This is a genomic window from Mycobacterium sp., from assembly GCF_035697385.1.
In the GTDB taxonomy this organism is placed as follows: Bacteria; Actinomycetota; Actinomycetes; order Mycobacteriales; family Mycobacteriaceae; genus Mycobacterium.
The window spans coordinates 1-18,827 of sequence record NZ_DASSCY010000045.1; the positions used below are offsets into that span (position 1 = coordinate 1).

An 18,827-nucleotide genomic window follows, 5' to 3' on the forward strand; every position below is an offset into this window, starting at 1 on the left:
GCACCGCGTCCGTTATCGCCCGCCCCACCAGTTCGGAGGTTCCCGGATGTGCGTCGTGCGCCTTGACGACCACCGGACAGCCGGCGGCAAGGGCGGATGCGGTGTCGCCACCGGCCACCGAGAATGCGAGCGGGAAGTTACTGGAGCCGAAGACCGCAACGGGTCCGAGTGCGATGCTGCGCTGACGAATATCGGGGCGCGGCAACGGTGTTCGATCCGGCAGCGCGGGATCGATCCGCGCTTCGTTCCAGCTGCCCTCTCGCAGGACCGCAGCGAACATGCGCAGCTGCCCGGTGGTGCGGCCGACCTCACCGGTCAGGCGGGCCTCGGGCAGCCCGGACTCGGCGACGGCACGCGCGACCACGTCGTCGCGGATCGACTCGATGTTGTCGGCGATGGTCTCGAGGAACGACGCACGCTGCTCACCCGAGGTCCCCCGATACTCGGCGAACGCCGCGGCGGCGGCCTCGCAAGCGGCTTCGACATGTGATGCATCGCCGTATCGGTAGACCGGGTCGAGTTCGGTTCCGTTGTTCGGGTCGAACCCGCGGATCTCGGCTCCCGATCCGCGCACCGCCGACCCGGCGATGATCATCTGTCCTGTCAGGTCAGTGGTAGACGACACCATGGAAGTCATACTCGCAGGTTAGAGGCGCGATAAATACATGTCCAAGTCAAATATCGGCCTGAATCATTCACTAGTTGCATCAATTGGTTTTGGGCCAGATAGCCCGGTTGTAACCCCACGGCGGTTTTTCGACCGAAATTCCGCCACTGCGTTACAACCGCGTGCCGGATGATGGTCCGATGAGCGACGGCGTGCATGGCCACTGGGATACCCGCTTCGACAAGGTCGCCGATGCACTGGCCGAGGAGATAGACGCAGGCGAGGAACTGGGCGCGACGATCGCCGTCGATATCGACGGTGAGCTCGCGGTGGACATCTGGGGCGGTCATGCCGACCGGGCCAAGACCTTGCCCTGGGCGCAGGACACCATCGTCAACTTTTTCTCCTGCACCAAGACGCTTACCGCGCTGGCGGCGCTGATCCTCATCGACCGCGGCGAGCTCGACCCGTTTGCGCCCGTCGCCAACTACTGGCCCGAATTCGCGCAGAACGGCAAGCAAGACATCGAAGTCCGCCATCTGATGGCCCACACGTCGGGGGTATCGGGCTGGGAAGCCCCCTTCGAAATCGAAGAGATCTACGACTGGGAGAAGGCGACCAGCCACCTCGCCCGCCAGGCGCCGTGGTGGCCGCCAGGAACCGCGTCGGGCTATCACGCCGTGAACTACGGCCACCTGATCGGCGAAGTGATCCGCCGCATCACCGGCAAGACACTCAAGGACTTCGTCCGCGAGGAAATCGCCAAACCCCTCGACGCCGACGTTCAGATCGGCTTAGGCGCCGCAGACGAAAATCGCACCGCCGAGGTCATTCCGCCGCCGCCGCTGCCCATCCCGCTCGACTCATTGCCCACCGACCATCCTGCCTTCAAGACCTTCGCGGGGTTTCCGCCCGACGACAGCACCGCGATGATCGTCGAGACCGCCGGTTGGCGGCGCGCTGACATCGGCGGCGTCAACGGTCATGGCAATGCCCGGGGACTGGTACGGGCGTTGTCACCAATCTCCTTGGGAGGCAAAGCCAACGGCGTTCAGCTGCTCCGCCCGGAGACCATCGACCTGATATTTCAGGAACAGTCGTACGGCCCCGACCTCGTGATCTTCGTCCCGCTGCGGTTCGGTATCGGCTTCGGGTTGCCCTCGCCGGAGAGCATTCCGGCCATCCCCGACGGCAAGATCTGCTGGTGGGGCGGCTGGGGCGGCTCGATGATCGTGATGAATCCAGACCGCCGCACCACTTTTGCGTATGTCATGAACAAGATGGGCCCTGGCACCACCGGAACCGAGCGCACCAACCGGTACGCCCGACTGATCTACGAAGCCCTCGGGTGAACGCGCGACGCCAGCCGATGCAGCACGTCCCGGCCGAGGGCCTCGACATCTTGGCGCGGTGACCCGGGAATCAGCGTGACGCCGTCGGCTACGTCGGCCCGTTCGATGTCGGATATCAACCCTGCCAGCCCGTCGACCGTTCCCGCGTAATACACCGTCGCGCCGTCGGACTCCAGAACCCTTCGCGCCGAACGGAAGTCACCCGCGACGGCGACCGTCACATCGAGAATCACGGCCACGTCCACATCACGGGCGCGGATCCGGGCACTGGCTCGCCGAGCCTGCTGCAGATCCGCGGCGGCGACCCGCACGGTTTGCTGATCGCCGTCCGTCAGTTCTGCCCAGTTGCCGGGTGTCTCCGCCACGAATAGCCGCACGGCGCCACGTTAGAAGCCCGAACCACCGGTGTCGATGGTTGTGCTCAGTGGGAGTCCAACGATTCCTCTGGCAGCTCCGGCTCTTTCTTCCCGTTCTTCACGTCGTGGACGCGGGTCTTGTAGAGGCTCGCGGCCGTGGTGATGATCAGCGTCACGATGATCACGCCAAGGCTGAGCAGCGTCGGGATCTCCGGCACCGGGACGTGCTCACCGCCGTTGATGAACGGCAGCTCGTTCTCGTGCAACGCGTGAAGGATGAGCTTGACGCCGATGAACGCGAGGATGAAGGCCAGACCCTGCGACAGGTACACCAGCCGCTTGAGCAGGTCGCCGAGCAGGAAGTACAGCTGCCGCAGACCCATCAGCGCGAAGACGTTCGCCGTGAACACCAGATACGGCTCCTGGGTCAGGCCGTAAATCGCGGGAATGGAGTCAAGCGCGAAGAGCAGGTCGGTGGTGCCGAGCGCCACGATGACCAGGAACATCGGGGTCATCAGCCGCTTGCCGTTCTCCTTGATCCACAGCCGCAGGCCGCCGTCCCACTTGTCGGTGAGGCTCAGGTGCCGCCGCGCAAAGCGGACTACGAAGTTCTCGGCGTCGTCGTCGTGATCGGTGTCACGGACGAGGTTGGCCGCGGTGTAGACCAGGAACGCGCCGAAGGCGTAGAAGATCCATGAGAACTGGCTGATCGCCACCGCGCCGAGCGCGATGAAGATGCCGCGGAAGATCAGCGCCAAGATGATGCCGACCAGCAGCGCCTGCTGCTGGTAGATCTTCGGCACCTTGAAGCTGGCCATGATGATCAAGAAGATGAACAGGTTGTCGACCGACAAGCTGTACTCGGTCAGCCAGCCGGCGAAGAACTCCACCCCGTACTGGCCGCCGTGGAAGAACCACACCCACAGCCCGAACGCCACCGCGAGCCCGATGTAGATCGACAGGTAGGTGGCCGTCTCACGTTTCGACGGTTCGTGCGGCCGCCGCCCGATCACCACGACGTCGAACAGCAGCACAGCGATCGTCACGCTCAGCGTGATGATCCACTCGAGTTGAGAAACGTTCACAAAGCCTCCGGTCGTCGAACAACGCCGGAGGTCTCTTCCACCGACGCGTCATTACGTGGTCGGCCCGCAGCACCGGTCGTCCGATGACGGCCGACGTGATGACGACGCCGCGGCGAAGGAATACTCCCCTCCGCGGCCAATTGTGCCAGCCAGGCCAGGCTAGGCGAAATCCAGGCGCAGTGAGTGCGGCACCGACGCGCGCACCGCCCGGCTTAGTAGTTTTGTACTCGTGGCGCCCGAGATACCCGCACAGTATGTGCTTTCGTCATTTGCTCCCGAGCCACGCACTCTCATCGACATCCTCTTCGACACCGCCGGTCGTCATCCCGACTCACCCGCGCTCGACGACGGCGAGGTCCAACTCACCTATGCCGAGTTGGTCGCCGATATCGAGGAGAGCGTCGAGTGGCTGGCCGCCCGCGGCATCGGCCGCGGTGATCGCATCGGCATCAGGATGCCTTCGGGCAGTTACGCGCTGTACGTGGCGATCCTCGCGACGCTTGCCACGGGCGCCGCGTATGTGCCGGTCGACGCCGACGATCCCGCCGAGCGCGCGGAGCTGGTGTTCACCGAGGCCAACGTCGTCGCGGTCATCACCGAACAGGGTCTGGTCCGCGGGCCGGGATCGTCGCGCGGATGGCGCGCAGGCTCCCCGCTTGGCCGCGACGACGCGTGGATCATCTTCACCTCCGGATCAACGGGCACCCCGAAGGGCGTAGCGGTCACGCATCGCAGCGCCGCCGCGTTCGTCGATGCCGAAGCCCGGATGTTCTTGCAGGACAACCCGATTGGGCCAGGCGACCGAGTGCTGGCCGGGCTGTCGGTCGCCTTCGACGCCTCGTGCGAGGAGATGTGGCTGGCCTGGCGGCACGGGGCATGCCTGGTTCCGGCACCGCGCTCGCTGGTGCGCAGCGGCATGGACCTGGGGCCGTGGCTGGTGTCGAGGGACATCACCGTGGTGTCGACGGTGCCGACGCTGGCGGCGTTATGGCCCGCCGAGGCACTGGAAGCCGTGCGGCTGCTGATCTTCGGCGGCGAGGCCTGCCCGCCGGAGTTGGCCGAGCGCCTGGCGGTCGAGGGCCGCGAGGTGTGGAACACCTACGGCCCCACCGAGGCCACCGTCGTGGCGTGTGCGGCGAAGCTCGACGGACGCGGAGGGCAGGAGCGCAGCGACTCGGGAAACAACGAGCGCCCGGTGAGCATCGGGCTGCCGCTGCCCGGCTGGGACCTAGCGGTGGTCGACATAGACGGCAACCCGGTGAGCGCGGGCGAAGTCGGCGAACTCGTGATCGGCGGCGTGGGGTTGGCCCGCTACCTGGATCCGGACAAGGACGCCGAGAAGTACGCGCCGATGCCGACGCTTGAATGGTCGCGGGCCTACCGCAGCGGCGATCTGGTCCGGCTGGAAGCCGACGGCCTGTACTTCGTCGGTCGGGCCGACGACCAGGTCAAGGTCGGCGGGCGCCGGATCGAGCTTGGCGAGGTGGATTCCGCGCTGGTGCACTTGCCGGGCGTCAGCGGCGGCGCGGCCGCGGTGCGCAGGACGGCCAGCGGCACACCCCTGCTCGTCGGCTACATCGCCAGCGCCGACAGGTCATTCGATTTGGCGAAGGCGCGCGCGACGCTGGCCGAGGCGCTGCCTGCCGCGCTGGTGCCGCGGCTGGTGCTCGTCGACGAGTTACCCACCCGGACCTCCGGCAAGGTGGACCGCGACGCGCTGCCATGGCCGATTACCGGCGACTCCGACGAGGACGCGGCTGCTCTGGGCGGGACGACGGGCTGGCTGGCCGGGCTGTGGCGCGATGTGCTTGGCGCGCCGGTCGACGGGCCTGAGGCCGACTTCTTCGCGTTGGGCGGCGGTTCGCTGTCGGCGGCGCAGTTGGTCGCCGCGCTTCGACAGCGATATCCGCAGGTCACCGTGGCCGAGCTGTACGACCATCCCCGGCTCGGATCGCTGGCGGGGTTCCTCGACGAGCTCGACCCACCACCCAAGGTCGAGACCCGCATGGTGAAACCGACACCGCGGCTGACGCAGCTGGCGCAGGTCGCCTTGTCGCTGCCGCTTGCCACGCTTACCGGCCTGCAGTGGGTGGTGTGGCTGGCGCTGGCCAACAACGTCGCGGCCACGCTGGCCCTGCTGCCGTGGACGGTGACCGTCGGGTGGTGGTGGATCGCCGGCGGATTCGTCTTGGTCGTCAGCCCGTTGGGCCGGATGACCATCGCCGTGCTCGGCGCGCGGCTGCTGCTGTCCGGATTGGAACCCGGTACCTACCGGCGCGGTGGGCCGGTCCACCTGCGGGTGTGGACCGCCGAACGGCTCGCCGCGGCCAGCGGCGCGGAGAACCTGGCCGGCGCGCCGTGGCTGGTGTACTACGCCCGCGCACTGGGCAACAAGGTGGGCAAGGGCGTCGACCTGCACTCGGCTCCCCCTGTGACGGGGATGGCCAAGATTGGGCACCGCGCTTCGATCGAGCCGGAGGTCGACCTGTCCGGGCACTGGATCGACGGCGACCAATTCCACGTCGGCCGCATCACCGTCGGCAACGACGCCACCATCGGTGCCCGCACCACGCTGCTTCCCGGAGCCGTCATTGGAAAGAACGCTGACGTCGCGCCCGGCTCGGGTGTGGTCGGCAAGGTCAAGAACGGTCAGTACTGGAAGGGCTCGCCAGCGGTGAAGTCCGGCAAGGCCCGCCACCCTTGGCCGGACGAACGTCCGCGGCGGGCACCTGTGTGGGTGGCTGTCTACGGCGTGACGTCGGTACTTCTGGGCGGGCTGCCCCTGGTCGCGCTGGCCGCCGGGCTTGCGGTGATCGCGTGGGCCATTCGTGAGACGGACTCGCTGAGCGCGGCCATCGCACCCGCGGCGCTGTGGCTTCCGGCGGCGACTCTGGCCGCGGTCGTGACGTATGCGCTGCTGACGGTCATCGGGGTACGCGCGTTATCGCTGTGGCTGCCCGAGGGCTATCACCCGGTACGCAGCCGCGTCGGTTGGCAGCTGTGGGCCATTGAGCGGCTGATGGATGCGGCCCGCAACTATCTGTTCCCGATATACGCCAGCCTGCTCACGCCGGGATGGCTGCGGCTGCTCGGCGCGAAAATCGGTAGGGGAACAGAGATTTCGACCGCGCTGATGATTCCGAAGTTCACGGTCGTCGAAGACGGCGCGTTCCTGGCCGACGACACCATGGTCGCGTCCTACGAGCTGGGCGGCGGCTGGATCCACGTCGCCAAGGCGACCATCGGCAGGCGGGCGTTCCTCGGGAACTCCGGTATCACTCAGCCAGGCAGGCGGGTTCCCGACGACGGGCTGGTGGCGGTGCTGTCCGCGACGCCGCACAAGGCGAAGGCCGGCTCGTCGTGGCTGGGCAGCCCGCCGGTTCGGTTGCGCCGCAAGCCTACCGCCGCCGACGTGCTGCGCACCTTCCACCCATCGCTACGACTGAAGTTCTTACGGGCCATGGTCGAAACGTGCCGGCTGATTCCGGTGGTGGTGACGTTCGCGATCGGGGTGGCGGTGCTGTTCACCGTTCAGCACCTGGCGCTGTCGTTCGGCTGGCTGTGGGCCGCGCTGGCCGGGGGTGCGGTGCTGCTGGCCGCGGGCGCCGCCGCGGGCGGTATCGCGGTCATCGCGAAATGGCTTATGGTGGGCCGCATCCGCGCAATCGAACATCCGTTGTGGTCGTCGTTCGTATGGCGCAACGAGGTCTCGGACACCTTCGTCGAAACGGTCGCCGCGCCGTGGTTCGCCAGAGCTGCGACCGGCACGCCGGTGATGAACCTGTGGCTTCGGGCGCTGGGCGCCTCGATCGGCCGCGGTGTCTGGTGTGAGACATACTGGCTGCCCGAGGCGGATCTGGTCACAGTCGGCAAGTCCGCCACCGTCAACCGCGGTTGTGTCGTGCAAACGCACCTCTTCCACGACCGGATCATGCGAATGGACACCGTTGTGCTGGAAGCTGGTTCGACGCTAGGACCGCACTGCGTCGCGTTGCCGGCGGCACGCATCGGCGCCGGAGCGACGGTCGGGCCCGCGTCACTGGTCATGCGCGGTGACGAGGTGCCGCCGTCGACACGCTGGCAGGGCAATCCGATTGCGCCGTGGAATGTGTTCCGCAAGAAGCGCGGCGAGTCGTCGGCGCCGAAGAAAACAGAAGATACCGCCGCGTGACGAGGAGCAAGAAGGCCGCCAAGAGATCTGCGCCTTCCGGCGGGCTGGGCCCACGCGCCAGCAGGGGAGAGCGAAGCGACCCGGGAAAATCCCCTGTGGTGATCGACCCGTACCTGCCCGCGAATGGCAACTTCGGCTACCGGGTGTCGCGCTACGAGCTGGACCTGGAATACAAAGTGGCGATCAACCGGCTGACCGGCTCGGCCACCATCACCGCCGTGACGCTCGCGTCGCTGCGCACCTTCACCTTTGATTTGTCCGACGCGCTGTCGGTGACGAAGGTGTCGGTGAATGGCAGGCGGCCTGCGCAGTTCCGATCGTCGGGCGGCAAGCTGCACATCACGCTGCAGGATGCGCTGCCCGCTGGCGCAGCAATGACGGTCGCCGTGCGTTACGGCGGAACTCCGCAGCCCATCCGATCCCTTTGGGGCGAAGTCGGTTTCGAGGAGCTGTCCGAGGGCGTCCTTGTCGCGGGTCAGCCCAACGGCGCCGCTTCCTGGTTTCCGTGCGACGACCACCCCAGCGCCAAGGCCAGCTACCGCGTCTGCATCAGCACCGAAAGTCCTTATTACGCAATCGCCAACGGCGAGCTGGTATCCCGCCGCGCCCGGGCAGGCATGACCACTTGGACCTACGAACAGGCCGAGCCGACGTCGAGCTACCTGATGACGCTGCAGATCGGCCCCTACGACCGGTATCGACTTGCCAAGAACGGCGTCCAGATACACGCGGTGCTGCCGGATCGGTTGCGCCGCAACTTCGACCGCGACTTCGCGCGTCAGCCGCAAATGATGAAGTTGTTCGTCAAGCTGTTCGGACCGTACCCGCTTGCCACCGGCTACACCGTCGTGGTCACCGATGACGACTTGGAGATACCGCTTGAGGCGCAGGGTATTTCGATCTTCGGAGCCAACCACTGCGACGGGCAGCGCGGCACCGAGCGGCTGATTGCTCACGAGTTGGCGCACCAGTGGTTCGGCAATTCGGTGACCGCGAAGCGCTGGCGACACATCTGGTTGCACGAGGGGTTCGCCTGCTATGCGGAATGGCTGTGGTCGGAGCACAGCGGTGGGCGCAGCGCCGACGAATGGGCGCATCACTACTACGAGCGGCTGGCGGACTCATCGCAGGACCTGCTGCTGTCCGATCCCGGGCCGCGCGACATGTTCGACGACCGGGTGTACAAACGCGGTGCGCTCACACTTCATGTGCTTCGGCGCCACCTGGGCGACGAGAATTTCTTTGCGCTGCTGCGGGATTGGACGACGCGTCACCGTCACGGCAGCGCTGTCACCGACGACTTCACCGGCCTTGCCGCCAATTACGCGCACGAGTCGCTGCGACCGTTGTGGGACGGGTGGCTGTACTCGACAGAGTTGCCCGCTCTGGACGATCCGTGACCGACGCGGGAAGTCCGACCGGTCCCATCACGCGCGCGAGCGTGACCCGGGTCGGCATGGCGACCGTGGTGTCCGCGCTGTGCGGTTACGCGGTGCTGTACCTGGCCGCCCGTGACCTCGAGCCGGCCGGCTTCTCGGTGTTCGGTGTGTTCTGGGGGGCGTTCGGGCTGGCCACCGGTGCAGCATTCGGGCTGCTGCAGGAGGCGACGCGGGAGGTGCGGGCGGCCCGCTACACGGAGGTCGTCGCGGGCCCGCGTACGCATCCGATGCGGGTGGCGGCGATGGTGGGCGTGGTGGCCGCGGCGGTGATCGCGGCGAGCTCACCGTTGTGGTCGGGCCACGTGTTCGTCGAGTCGCGGTGGCTGAGCGTGGCGCTGCTGAGCGTCGGGCTGGCCGGTTTCTGCCTGCACGCCACACTGCTCGGGATGCTCGCGGGGGTGAACAAGTGGGGCCAGTACGGGTCGCTGATGGTGACCGATGCCGTCATGCGGGTGGTGGCGGCGGCGGCGACGTTCCTGCTGAGCTGGGAGTTGGTCGGATATCTCTGGGCCACCGTGGTGGGCTCGGTGGCCTGGCTGATTCTGTTGATCGCCTCGCCGGCCACCCGCGCTGCGGCACGGCTGCTGACGCCGGGCGGCACGGTGACGTTCCTGCGCGGCGCGTCGCACTCGATCGCCGCGGCAGGGGCCAGCGCGATCCTGGTGATGGGGTTTCCGGTGCTGCTCAAGGCGACATCGGGTGATCTGGGGGCGGCGGGCGGCGTCGTGATCCTCGCCGTGACGCTGACGCGCGCACCGCTGCTTGTGCCGCTGACAGCCATGCAGGGCAATTTGATCGCCCATTTCGTCGACGAGAGCACGCATCGGTTGCGGGCACTGGTGACGCCGGCCGCCGTGGTGACGGCCGTGGGTTTGCTCGGCGTTCTGCTCGCGGGGGTCTTCGGTCCCTGGCTGCTGCGGAGCGCATTCGGGGACGATTACCTGGCCGACGGCCCGCTGCTGGCCTGGCTGACCGCGGGGGCCGTCGCGATCGCGCTGTTGACGCTGACCGGCGCGGCGACGGTCGCGGCGGCGCTGCATCGGGCGTATTCGCTGGGCTGGGTTTCGGCGACGGTGGCATCGACGTTGTTGCTGCTGTTGCCGGTGAGCCTGCAGACCCGCACGGTGATCGCCCTGCTGTGCGGACCGCTGGTAGGAATCGCCGTACACCTGGGCGCTCTTGCCAGGGCCTCGCGATCCTGAGCCTGTATTTTGTGATGCATCAACATGCCAGACACGCGCTACCACGACGTTTGGATCGTCGTCCCCGCCTTCAACGAGGCGAGCGTTATCGGCGACGTCATCTCTGACGTTCGCTCCGTTTTCGATCACGTGGTCTGCGTCGACGACGGCAGCCGCGACGACACCGACGAGGTTGCGCTTCGCGCCGGTGCCCATGTCGTGCGCCATCCGGTCAACCTCGGCCAGGGCGCCGCGATCCAGACCGGCGTCGAGTATGCCCGCAGCCAGCCGGGGGCGGCCGTGTTCGCCACCTTCGACGCCGATGGACAGCATCAAGTCAAAGACGTCATCCGGATGATCGACCGGCTGTCCGCCGAGGACGTCGACCTGGTCATCGGCACCCGCTTCGCCAACCCCGGTGTCGTCAGCGGCGCCCCGCTGATGAAGCGGCTCGTCTTACGGTCGGTGGCCTGGTTGAGCCCACGCAGCCGCAAACTCGGCCTGACGGACGCGCACAACGGGCTGCGGGTGTTCAACAGGACGGTGGCAGACGCAATGAACATCACGATGAGCGGGATGAGCCACGCGAGCGAGATCATCACCCTGGCCTACGAAAACCGTTGGCGGGTAACCGAAGAGCCCGTAGAGATTCTTTACACCGACTACTCGAAGTCGAAGGGTCAGCCACTGCTCAACGGAGTCAACATCATCTTCGACGGCTTGTTGCGAGGGAGGATTTCGCGATGAACTGGATACAGGCGCTGCTGATCGGTTCGGTACTCGCGCTGCTGGTGTTCCTGCTGCGGGGACGTCGCACCGCAAAGTCGAAGGCGTGGGTGAAGGTGGGCTACGTGCTGTTCGTGGTGGCGGGGATCTACGCCATCCTCCGTCCAGATGACACCACCATTGTCGCGAATTGGGTTGGGGTGGACCGCGGTACGGACCTGATGCTCTATGCGTTGGTCATCGCGTTCGCGTTCACCACGCTGAGCGCCTACATGCGGTTCAAGGACATCGAGCTGAAGTACGCGCGGCTGGCCCGCGCGGTCGCGTTGCAGAGCGCGCGTGTACCGGAGCAGCGTTAAGCCGGCTTCCTGCGGAACCGTTTCGCGTAGTTCATGGCAGGCTTCTCGATCCCGTAATACGTGACCGTTGCGACGAGGATCGTGGCGGCGAGCAGCAAGACGATGTTGCGAACCATTCCCGGGCCGTCGTCACCTGCCATCAAGCCCAGCCGACCGAGCAACAACAGCATCGGAAAATGCCACAGATAGGCGGACAGCGAAATCTCTCCCACGTAGCGAATGGGCTTGACGTCCAACAACATCGCCAGCCTGGACGTCTCGGAACGGGCCAGCGGCGCCACGATCACGATGATCATCAGCGCGGCAACGACGCCGACCGCGGCGGTGACGAAATGCAATGCCACGACGAAGAGCAACGCACACACCATCAGCACGGGAAGAATCGCAGCCGCGCTGAGCGCACGTACGCGCCGGCTCAGACGTTCGGGCAGCGCGCCTTGCTCGATGGCCACGAACACCAGCGCGGCGAACATGCCGAGTGCGAAGTTGTCGGCATTGGTCAGAAAGCTCTTCGTGAACACCGCGGCCCAGTTCGGCCCCCAATATTGCAGTGTCACGTCGGTGGCGCCTTCGCTGGCGAAGACCAGCGGGATCAGGGCCCGCCCGGCCAACCCGACGACCAACAAGACGATGGGGGCCAGGGTGGCCAGCACCAGCGGGTGCACCGCGCTGCGCTTGCGAAGCGCGAACAGCGCGATACCCAGCAACGGCAGCGACGCGTAGAACGCGTACTCCAGCGTCAACGACCACGACGGGCCGATGCCGGTCTGGATGTACTCCGGAAAGTACGTCTGAACCAGCGTCAGGTTTGCCAACAGCTGCAAGGGGTCGGTGATCATCCCGACGTCGGCGCCGGACGCTCCGCCCGCCCTCGCCGGATTGTCGACGTACGACAGCTGCAGGATGAAGTTGACGACCAGGAAGATTGCGAGATAGCACGGCATGATCCGGGCAAAGCGATGAACCGTGTAGTCGCGAACATTCGGCATCCGCGCTGACCCGCGCTCCGCGACCAAATTCCGGACATATGGCAAGAACAGGAGGAAACCACTCAGGACGAAGAAGTAGACGAGTGAGAATCCAAAGACGTTCATCTTCCAGTCGACCGCGGTCTTCGGAGAATAATGCCAGGTCACATGGGTAATAGCGATGCTGAGGCACAGCAGTCCGCGTACGCCGTCCAGCCCGACGATCCGTGCCCGTCGCGGGGGCCGAGCACCTTCTACATCAGTGCCGAGTTCCGCCACACCCAATGGCGCGCCCATCGGCGCTAATGCGTTCAGGTTTGCCACGAACACCCCCTTATTGACGATCGTGTCAGAGGGGAGGCGTCCGAGGTGTTGGAATTCCCAAATAGGGTTCGCCGCGGGGCGTCAGTCGGCTTTGGTTGCCAGCCCGTCCAGCAAAGACGTCAACAGTTGGATGCGGTTCTCTTCTATCTCCGGCTGCGGGAGCACCGCCCGCACGATCGCCGCGCCGTCGAACGTGTTCGTGAGGATCGCGACCAACGCGACGAACGTGTCTTCCGGGAACTGATCAGCCCCTGGCAACGACCGCGCGACGTCGTAGATGTTGGTGGCGTACTCGGTAAGTACCTCTTGCAGCGTGGCTTTCAGCTTCTGATCGGTCCGTGCGGCGACCAGCAGCTCGTACATCACGGTGTTGGTCGGGTTGCCGGTGACGTCCCGCATGATCGTCAGCGCAGCCTCGAGCGCCGGCTGGCTGGCGGGTATCTCGGCTACTTGCTTGGTGAACAGATCCAGCTGACGGCGCATCACCTCACGGGCGGTGGCCGCCATGAAGTCGCCCATGGTCGGGAAGTGCCGGAACAGCGCACCGTCGGACACCTGCGCCCGCTTGGCGATCACCGCGGCCGACGCCCGCGCGTAGCCGATTTCGATGATCGTGTCGATGCTCGCGTCGAGTAGCCGTGCGACCGTTTCCTCGCGCCGTTGCTGTTGAGTTCTTGCCATGTCAGACAGGCACTTTCGCGGGCTGGCCGGCGCCTGCCCGCAGGAACCGACCGGACTTCACTGTTGTTCCGTATCCCTCGCAGAACTGACCGTTGCGATACACCACGGTGCCGTTGACGCCGGTCGCGACGACCGCGGCGTCGTTGCGGTTGACCATTCGCGACAGTCCACCGTAGAAGGGAACCGCTTCCTCGTGATAGCTGTCGACCGACGCGTCCAGTCCGGCAGGGTCGATGACGACGAAGTCGGCGCGCTCGCCTTCACGCAGCGTGCCGGCGTCGAGGCCGAACCAGTCGGCGACCTCGGCGGTGAGCCGATGCACCGCGTGCTCGACGGACAGGAATGGCCGCCCGGCACGCTCGGCGTCCCGGACTCGCCTGAGCAGCCGCAGCGAGAAGTTGTAGAACGCCATGTTGCGCAGGTGCGCACCGGCGTCGGAGAAGCCCATGTGGATGGACGGCTCCGCGGCGAGCCTGTCCAGGTACTTGGGGCGATGGTTCGCCACGACCGTCGTCCAGCGCACATTGCGCTCGCCGTTTTCGACGAGCACATCGAGGAACGCGTCAAGGGGATGGAGTCCGCGCTCGTCGGCGATCTGGCCGAAGGTCTTGCCGATCAGCGTCTTATCGGGGCTCTCGACGATGGTGGCGTCGTGAAAGTCGCGGTGCCACAACGTCGGCCCGAGTTTGCGGCGGTCGAACGAGCGGCGGAACCGTCGGCGATATTCTGTATCAGCGAGCAACTCGTTTCGTTCGATCTGGTCACGCAGGTGCAATGCCGCGGTGCCGGCGCCGAACTCTTCGAAGACGGGCAGGTCGATGCCGTCGGAGTAGAGCTCGAATGGCACCGGCAGGTGCTGGAACCGCACGAAAGAGCCGAAGAGTTTGTTGAGTAGCCGTGTGCCGGGGCCGAATACGTGCACCGCGCCGGTAGCGGACTTGGCGTCCGCCGATACCAGCAGGCTCATCCGAACACCCTTGCCGCGGCCGAACATCCGGCTGCTGGTCAGGAAGAACATCAGCGCCGACACCGGACTCTTGGTATTGGGTGCGCTTTGCAGGATGCGGCGTCGCTTACGCAGCACGGAAATCAGCTTCCGGCGCTCGCGCCAGGTGGCGAACGTCGACGGCAGCGCACGTGACCGATAGCGGTCGCCGTCGAGTTTGTCGATGGGAGCGTCCATTCCGGACATGCCGAGGAGTCCGGCGTCCAGGGCCTTCTCGAGCAGTTCGGCCATCCTGTCGAGCTCGGCGTCCGTCGGCTTGACGCCGTCTGTGGTGGCGCGGTCGAGGCCGAGCACGGCGGTGCGCAGGTCCGAATGTCCAAGCATGGAACCGACATTCGGGCCAAGTGGCAGCTCGTCCAGCGCGCTGACGTATTCGGCGGGCGTCGACCAGGTCTTCTTGGATTCCAGTGCGCCGAGGACGAATTTGCGCGGCACCGCCTCGACCCTGCTGAACAGGTCGGCGGCGTCCTCGGAGTCGGCGTACACCGTCGACAAGGAGCAGTTGCCGAGCAGCAGCGTGGTGACGCCGTGCCGGACCGACTCCCGCAGGCCGGGGTCGAGCAGGATCTCGGCGTCGTAGTGCGTATGCACGTCGATGAACCCCGGCACGATCCACTTTCCTGCCGCGTCGATGACGTCGGGGCAGCCCGCCTCGTCCAGTGGTGAGGCGGACACCGTGGCGACGATGCCGTCGCGAATGCCCAGCGTGCGGGTCTGCGGAGTGGCGCCGGTGCCGTCGAACCACAGGCCGTTGCGGATGATGACGTCGTAGGACATGGCGGCTAGCCTACAAGAGATAGTGAGTACTTACAATCTTTTATTGCTTGCGGAAGAAATCGACCGTCCGGCCCACGCCGTCGTCGAGCTTCACCTTGGGCCGCCACCCCAGCACCGACTCCGCACGACTGATGTTCAGGCAGGACCGCTGGAGATCACCGAGGCGGGGCGGATGGAACTCGGGCTCGTCTGGTGCACCGACAGCGGATGCGATGACCGTATGTAGTTGGCGCACTGAGGTTTCCACGCCAGTGCCGATGTTGAAGCGCTGACCTCCCCCGGCCTCGCCTGACGCCCGGACGAAGGCATCGACAACGTCGTCGACGAACACGTAGTCGCGGGTGTCGCTGCCGTCGCCGAAGATCTTGGTGGGCCGCCCGGCGAGCAGGGCCTGGGCGAAGATCGCCACCACGCCCGCCTCACCATGCGGATCCTGGCGCGGGCCGTAGACGTTGGCGGGGGCGATGTGTGAGCACTCCAGGCCGTAGAGGTTCCGGAACGTGTTGAGGTAGACCTCGCCGGCCACCTTGCTCGCGGCGTACGGCGAGGTCGGATCGGTCGGAGTGTCCTCATTGGTGGGGTACGAGGGCGGCGTGCCGTAGATGGACCCGCCCGACGAGGTGTGCACGATCTTGCGGACGCCCGCGCGGCGGGCCGCCTCGGCGAGGCGCACGGTGCCGACGACGTTCACGGCGGCATCGAACGACGGGTCGTCGACCGAATGGCGCACCGAGATCTGGGCGGCGAGGTGGAAGATGACCTCCGGTCGGATGTCCGCGAGCAGCCCGATCAGGTCGGCGTCGACTATGTCGGCCTTGGCGAATTCGAAGTCGTCGCGGCGTTCGGCCGGGCCCAGGTTCTCGCTGCGACCGGAGCTGAGGTCGTCGACGCCCACGACCGAGTGTCCGTCCGCCAGGAGGCGATCTACCAGCGTTGATCCGATGAAACCGGCCGCTCCCGTCACCAGTGTGCGCATCGGCACACCATACCGACGGCGGTTATGCGCAGGCTTGGACCGTAAGGTCGGCAAGAGTGAACTGGGTCGTCCGCACCGCCGCCGCGCTGATAGCGGTGCAGCTGGTGATCCGGGCTGTGCTCGCTTTCGGTGGCTACTTCTACTGGGATGACCTGATCCTCGTCGGCCGGGCTGGCACGCAGGGCCTGCTGTCGCCGGGCTATCTGTTCGACGACCACGACGGCCACGTCATGCCGGGAGCGTTCCTCGTCGCGGGTGGGATCACCCGATTGGCGCCGTTGAACTGGATCGGGCCGGCGATCAGCCTGGTGGTGCTGCAGCTGCTGGCGTCACTGGCACTGCTGCGGGCGCTGCACGTCATTCTGGGCTGGCGCCCGGTGCTGCTGTTGCCGCTGACGTTCGCGCTGTTCACTCCTCTGGCGGTGCCGGGGTTTGCCTGGTGGGCGGCGGCGCTGAATTCACTGCCGATGCTGGCCGCGCTGGCCTGGGTGTGCGCCGACGCCTTACAGCTGGTGCGCACCGGCCAGCGTCGCTACGCGATCACCGGGCTGCTGGTGTACGTCGGTGGACTGCTGTTCTTCGAGAAGGCCGGCGTCATACCGTTTGTCGCCTTCGCCGTCGCGGCGCTATACGCCTATGTCACGGGGTCAGGGTCTGTGATGCAGGTGTGGCGCCGCGGGATCCGGCTGTGGGTGCCGTCGCTGGCCGTGACCGCGGCGTGGATCGGCGTGTATCTGGTCGTCGTCGATCAGAAGCGCTGGAGCTTTGACCTGTCGATGACGTGGGATCTGTTGAGTCGCTCGTTTACTCACGGCATTGTCCCGGGTTTGGTTGGGGGCCCGTGGGATTGGCAGCGGTGGGCGCCGGCTTCGCCGTGGGCGACGCCGCCCGTCGCGGTGATGGTGCTGGGATGGGTCGCACTGGCGGCGGTGATCGCAATGACGCTGGTCCGCAAGGAACGCATCGGTGTGGTGTGGTTGGCGGCACTGGGCTATGCGGTCGCGTGCCAGATCCCGATCTACCTCATGCGATCATCGCGGTTCACCGCGCTGGAGTTGGCGCAGACGCTGCGCTATCTGCCGGACCTGGTGGTGGTGCTGGCGCTGTTGGCGGCGATCGGGTTGTGCGCGCCGAACCGCGAGCGACCACGGTGGCTGGATGCATCGGCGGCGCGGACAGCGGTAATTACTTGTGTAACAGTGGCATTCGTTGTGAGTAGCCTGTATTCGACGGCGACGTTCCTGACGAGCTGGCGGGACAATCCTGCGCAGCCGTATCTGCAGAATGCTCGCGCGAGTCTCGCGGCGGCGCATGCTGCGTCCGATGCGCCGATGCTCGACCAGGAAGTCGATCCGATGGTGTTGCAGCGGGTCGCCTGGCCGGAGAACCTGACAAGCCACATGTTCGCCTTGCTTCGCGAGAGACCCGAATTCGCGGGCGCCACAACCGAACTGCGGATGCTCGATTCGAGCGGACATCTGGTCGATGCGAAAGTCACCTGGGTGCGGTCGATCGTCGAAGGGCCTGCGCCGCAGTGTGGCTACTTCGTCCAGCCCGACTTCGGAGTGCGGATGCCGCTCGACGGTCCGCTGCTGCCGGCGGATTGGACCGTCGAGATCAACTATCTGGCCAACAGTGACGGCTCGCTCACACTGTCGCTGTCGGAGGGCACCGAAACGAAGGTGCCGGTCCGGCCCGGCCTCAACCGCGTCTATGTGCGGCTGCCAGGCGCGGGCGACGCGATCCACGTGCAGGCCAACACCGCTGCGCTGTCGGTGTGCATCGCGGCCGGCCCGGTCGGATTCCTGGCACCGAAGTAGTTCTGGCTGGGCGATACTGAGCAAATGTCGGTGTCGCTGTCGGTGGTCGAGGCCACGCGCCCCGAGGCGTTGACAAGTGCGGCGGGCAGCCTGGGTGGCAAGGTGGCGCAGCTGGACTCGGCGCTTGAAGTGCAGCGCCAGGCGATACGCGATCTGAGGAGCGGCTGGCAGGGCTCGGCGGCGGACGCGGCGGTGTCCAGAGCCGAACGCGACCTCGCCAAGCAGGCGGGCTTCCGGAATCGACTCGCGCAGGCACAACAGGTATTGCAGATAGGTGGAACGCACCTCGCGCAGGCCAAGTCGGCGATCGTGGGCATCGTGAACGCCCTGCGCGGGCAGGGCTGGCAGGTCTCCGACAACGGTGTCGCGACCCCACCACCCACTCTTCCGTCGGTATTGAAGGGGACCGCGGCGGGCTGGACGACGATCGTGCAGAAGTTGCTGACGACGTTCGGCGAGATCGACAAGCAGATGGCAGGGAGCTTGCCGGCGTTCGGCCCGGTGTCGACGGAGGTGGCCGTGCAACAGTGGACGCCATGACAGATGTGCGTGAAAAGGGTCTCCAGGTCTTCCGCGAGTTGGTGCCGGGTGCGGTGCCAGACGGTGAGGTGAACTTCCGCGACGGCAAGTTCGCCGACGAGCTTCTCGAGATCGGAATCGACAACGTCTTCGGCAGGCTGTGGGCCCGCGAGGGTCTGAGCCGGCGCGACCGCAGCCTTGTCACGCTCGGGATCCTCATCGCACTGCGCGCCACCGAGGAGCTCAAGTTCCACGTCCAGATCGCCCGCAACAACGGGCTCACCGAGGACGAGATCGCAGAGGTCATCTACCACTCCAGCGGCTACGCCGGCTTCCCTGCCGCCAACACGGCATGCAAGGTCGCGCGCGAGGTGTTTGACAGCTAAGAGCTCAACCTGGGCGGCGGCAGGACGCGTAGCCCGGCACGGCGTGCAGAGGTCGCTAGCCATCGGATCTGCGGAATCGCCAGTCCGACGCAGT

The 18,827-nt window shown here is 66.2% G+C and carries 16 protein-coding genes; 9 read left to right on the forward strand and 7 right to left on the reverse strand.

Features of this window, described 5'->3' with window-relative positions:
* Window positions 1-637 (reverse strand): aldehyde dehydrogenase family protein (locus tag VFH65_RS04205; RefSeq protein ID WP_353319878.1); only part of this gene is annotated, 637 nt, incomplete at its 3' end.
* Between the two features lie 170 nt (window positions 638-807).
* Here VFH65_RS04205 and VFH65_RS04210 point away from each other — a divergent pair.
* Entirely contained in the window at window positions 808-1,959 is a 1,152-nt protein-coding gene (locus VFH65_RS04210; RefSeq protein ID WP_353319879.1) for a serine hydrolase domain-containing protein, read from the forward strand.
* Here the strand turns inward: VFH65_RS04210 and VFH65_RS04215 are convergent.
* Complete coding sequence (locus VFH65_RS04215; RefSeq protein ID WP_353319880.1) at window positions 1,941-2,336, reverse strand: hypothetical protein; 396 nt, start codon at window positions 2,334-2,336, stop codon at window positions 1,941-1,943. The genes VFH65_RS04210 and VFH65_RS04215 overlap by 19 nt on opposite strands.
* A gap of 44 nt (window positions 2,337-2,380) precedes the next feature.
* Window positions 2,381-3,400: a TerC family protein gene (locus VFH65_RS04220; RefSeq protein WP_353319881.1), complete on the reverse strand. Its 1,020-nt coding sequence runs from the start codon at window positions 3,398-3,400 to the stop codon at window positions 2,381-2,383.
* A gap of 229 nt (window positions 3,401-3,629) precedes the next feature.
* Here VFH65_RS04220 and VFH65_RS04225 point away from each other — a divergent pair, with 229 nt between their 5' ends.
* From VFH65_RS04225 to VFH65_RS04245, 5 genes are read left to right on the forward strand one after another with little or no spacing between them, the layout of a single operon-like run.
* Complete coding sequence (locus tag VFH65_RS04225) at window positions 3,630-7,571, forward strand: Pls/PosA family non-ribosomal peptide synthetase (protein ID WP_353319882.1); 3,942 nt, start codon at window positions 3,630-3,632, stop codon at window positions 7,569-7,571.
* A gap of 44 nt (window positions 7,572-7,615) precedes the next feature.
* The gene (locus VFH65_RS04230) at window positions 7,616-8,971 is read left to right on the forward strand and encodes a M1 family metallopeptidase (protein ID WP_353319893.1); all 1,356 of its coding nucleotides are present in this window, start codon (window positions 7,616-7,618) and stop codon (window positions 8,969-8,971) included.
* Window positions 8,968-10,212, forward strand: coding sequence for a hypothetical protein (locus tag VFH65_RS04235; protein WP_353319883.1), 1,245 nt, complete (start codon window positions 8,968-8,970; stop codon window positions 10,210-10,212). Before VFH65_RS04230 ends, VFH65_RS04235 begins: the two co-directional genes overlap by 4 nt.
* Before the next feature lie 24 nt (window positions 10,213-10,236).
* Complete coding sequence (locus VFH65_RS04240) at window positions 10,237-10,938, forward strand: glycosyltransferase family 2 protein (protein ID WP_353319884.1); 702 nt, start codon at window positions 10,237-10,239, stop codon at window positions 10,936-10,938.
* Complete coding sequence (locus tag VFH65_RS04245; RefSeq protein WP_353319885.1) at window positions 10,935-11,276, forward strand: DUF2304 domain-containing protein; 342 nt, start codon at window positions 10,935-10,937, stop codon at window positions 11,274-11,276. Before VFH65_RS04240 ends, VFH65_RS04245 begins: the two co-directional genes overlap by 4 nt.
* Here the strand turns inward: VFH65_RS04245 and VFH65_RS04250 are convergent.
* From VFH65_RS04250 to VFH65_RS04265, 4 genes are all read right to left on the reverse strand, one after another.
* Window positions 11,273-12,568, reverse strand: coding sequence for an acyltransferase family protein (locus VFH65_RS04250; protein WP_353319886.1), 1,296 nt, complete (start codon window positions 12,566-12,568; stop codon window positions 11,273-11,275). The genes VFH65_RS04245 and VFH65_RS04250 overlap by 4 nt on opposite strands.
* Before the next feature lie 81 nt (window positions 12,569-12,649).
* Complete coding sequence (locus VFH65_RS04255; protein ID WP_353319887.1) at window positions 12,650-13,249, reverse strand: TetR/AcrR family transcriptional regulator; 600 nt, start codon at window positions 13,247-13,249, stop codon at window positions 12,650-12,652.
* Window position 13,250: 1 nt separating this feature from the next.
* Window positions 13,251-15,032 (reverse strand): N-acyl-D-amino-acid deacylase family protein, encoded by a 1,782-nt coding sequence (locus VFH65_RS04260; protein ID WP_353319888.1) that lies wholly within the window; start codon window positions 15,030-15,032, stop codon window positions 13,251-13,253.
* Window positions 15,033-15,072: 40 nt separating this feature from the next.
* On the reverse strand, window positions 15,073-16,008 hold the full coding sequence (locus VFH65_RS04265) for a GDP-mannose 4,6-dehydratase (RefSeq protein ID WP_353319889.1): 936 nt from the start codon (window positions 16,006-16,008) through the stop codon (window positions 15,073-15,075).
* A 56-nt stretch (window positions 16,009-16,064) separates the two neighbouring features.
* On the opposite strand from VFH65_RS04265, the gene VFH65_RS04270 reads away from it, so the two are divergent.
* The 3 genes from VFH65_RS04270 to VFH65_RS04280 are packed head-to-tail and all read left to right on the forward strand — an operon-like array spanning window position 16,065 to window position 18,733.
* Window positions 16,065-17,828 (forward strand): hypothetical protein, encoded by a 1,764-nt coding sequence (locus tag VFH65_RS04270; RefSeq protein WP_353319890.1) that lies wholly within the window; start codon window positions 16,065-16,067, stop codon window positions 17,826-17,828.
* A 24-nt stretch (window positions 17,829-17,852) separates the two neighbouring features.
* On the forward strand, window positions 17,853-18,368 hold the full coding sequence (locus tag VFH65_RS04275) for a WXG100 family type VII secretion target (RefSeq protein WP_353319891.1): 516 nt from the start codon (window positions 17,853-17,855) through the stop codon (window positions 18,366-18,368).
* Window positions 18,365-18,733 (forward strand): carboxymuconolactone decarboxylase family protein, encoded by a 369-nt coding sequence (locus tag VFH65_RS04280; protein WP_353319892.1) that lies wholly within the window; start codon window positions 18,365-18,367, stop codon window positions 18,731-18,733. The genes VFH65_RS04275 and VFH65_RS04280 overlap by 4 nt, the downstream gene beginning before the upstream one ends.
* Window positions 18,734-18,827: the final 94 nt, after the last annotated feature.

Excerpts from the sequence above, each read along its gene's own strand:
- VFH65_RS04210 (WP_353319879.1), top strand. The coding sequence starts at position 808 with ATGAGCGACGGCGTGCATGGCCACTGGGATACCCGCTTCGACAAGGTC.
- VFH65_RS04240 (WP_353319884.1), top strand. The coding sequence starts at position 10,237 with ATGCCAGACACGCGCTACCACGACGTTTGGATCGTCGTCCCCGCCTTC.
- VFH65_RS04245 (WP_353319885.1), top strand. The coding sequence starts at position 10,935 with ATGAACTGGATACAGGCGCTGCTGATCGGTTCGGTACTCGCGCTGCTG.
- VFH65_RS04255 (WP_353319887.1), bottom strand. The coding sequence starts at position 13,249 with ATGGCAAGAACTCAACAGCAACGGCGCGAGGAAACGGTCGCACGGCTA.
- VFH65_RS04260 (WP_353319888.1), bottom strand. The coding sequence starts at position 15,032 with ATGTCCTACGACGTCATCATCCGCAACGGCCTGTGGTTCGACGGCACC.
- VFH65_RS04265 (WP_353319889.1), bottom strand. The coding sequence starts at position 16,008 with ATGCGCACACTGGTGACGGGAGCGGCCGGTTTCATCGGATCAACGCTG.
- VFH65_RS04275 (WP_353319891.1), top strand. The coding sequence starts at position 17,853 with ATGTCGGTGTCGCTGTCGGTGGTCGAGGCCACGCGCCCCGAGGCGTTG.
- VFH65_RS04280 (WP_353319892.1), top strand. The coding sequence starts at position 18,365 with ATGACAGATGTGCGTGAAAAGGGTCTCCAGGTCTTCCGCGAGTTGGTG.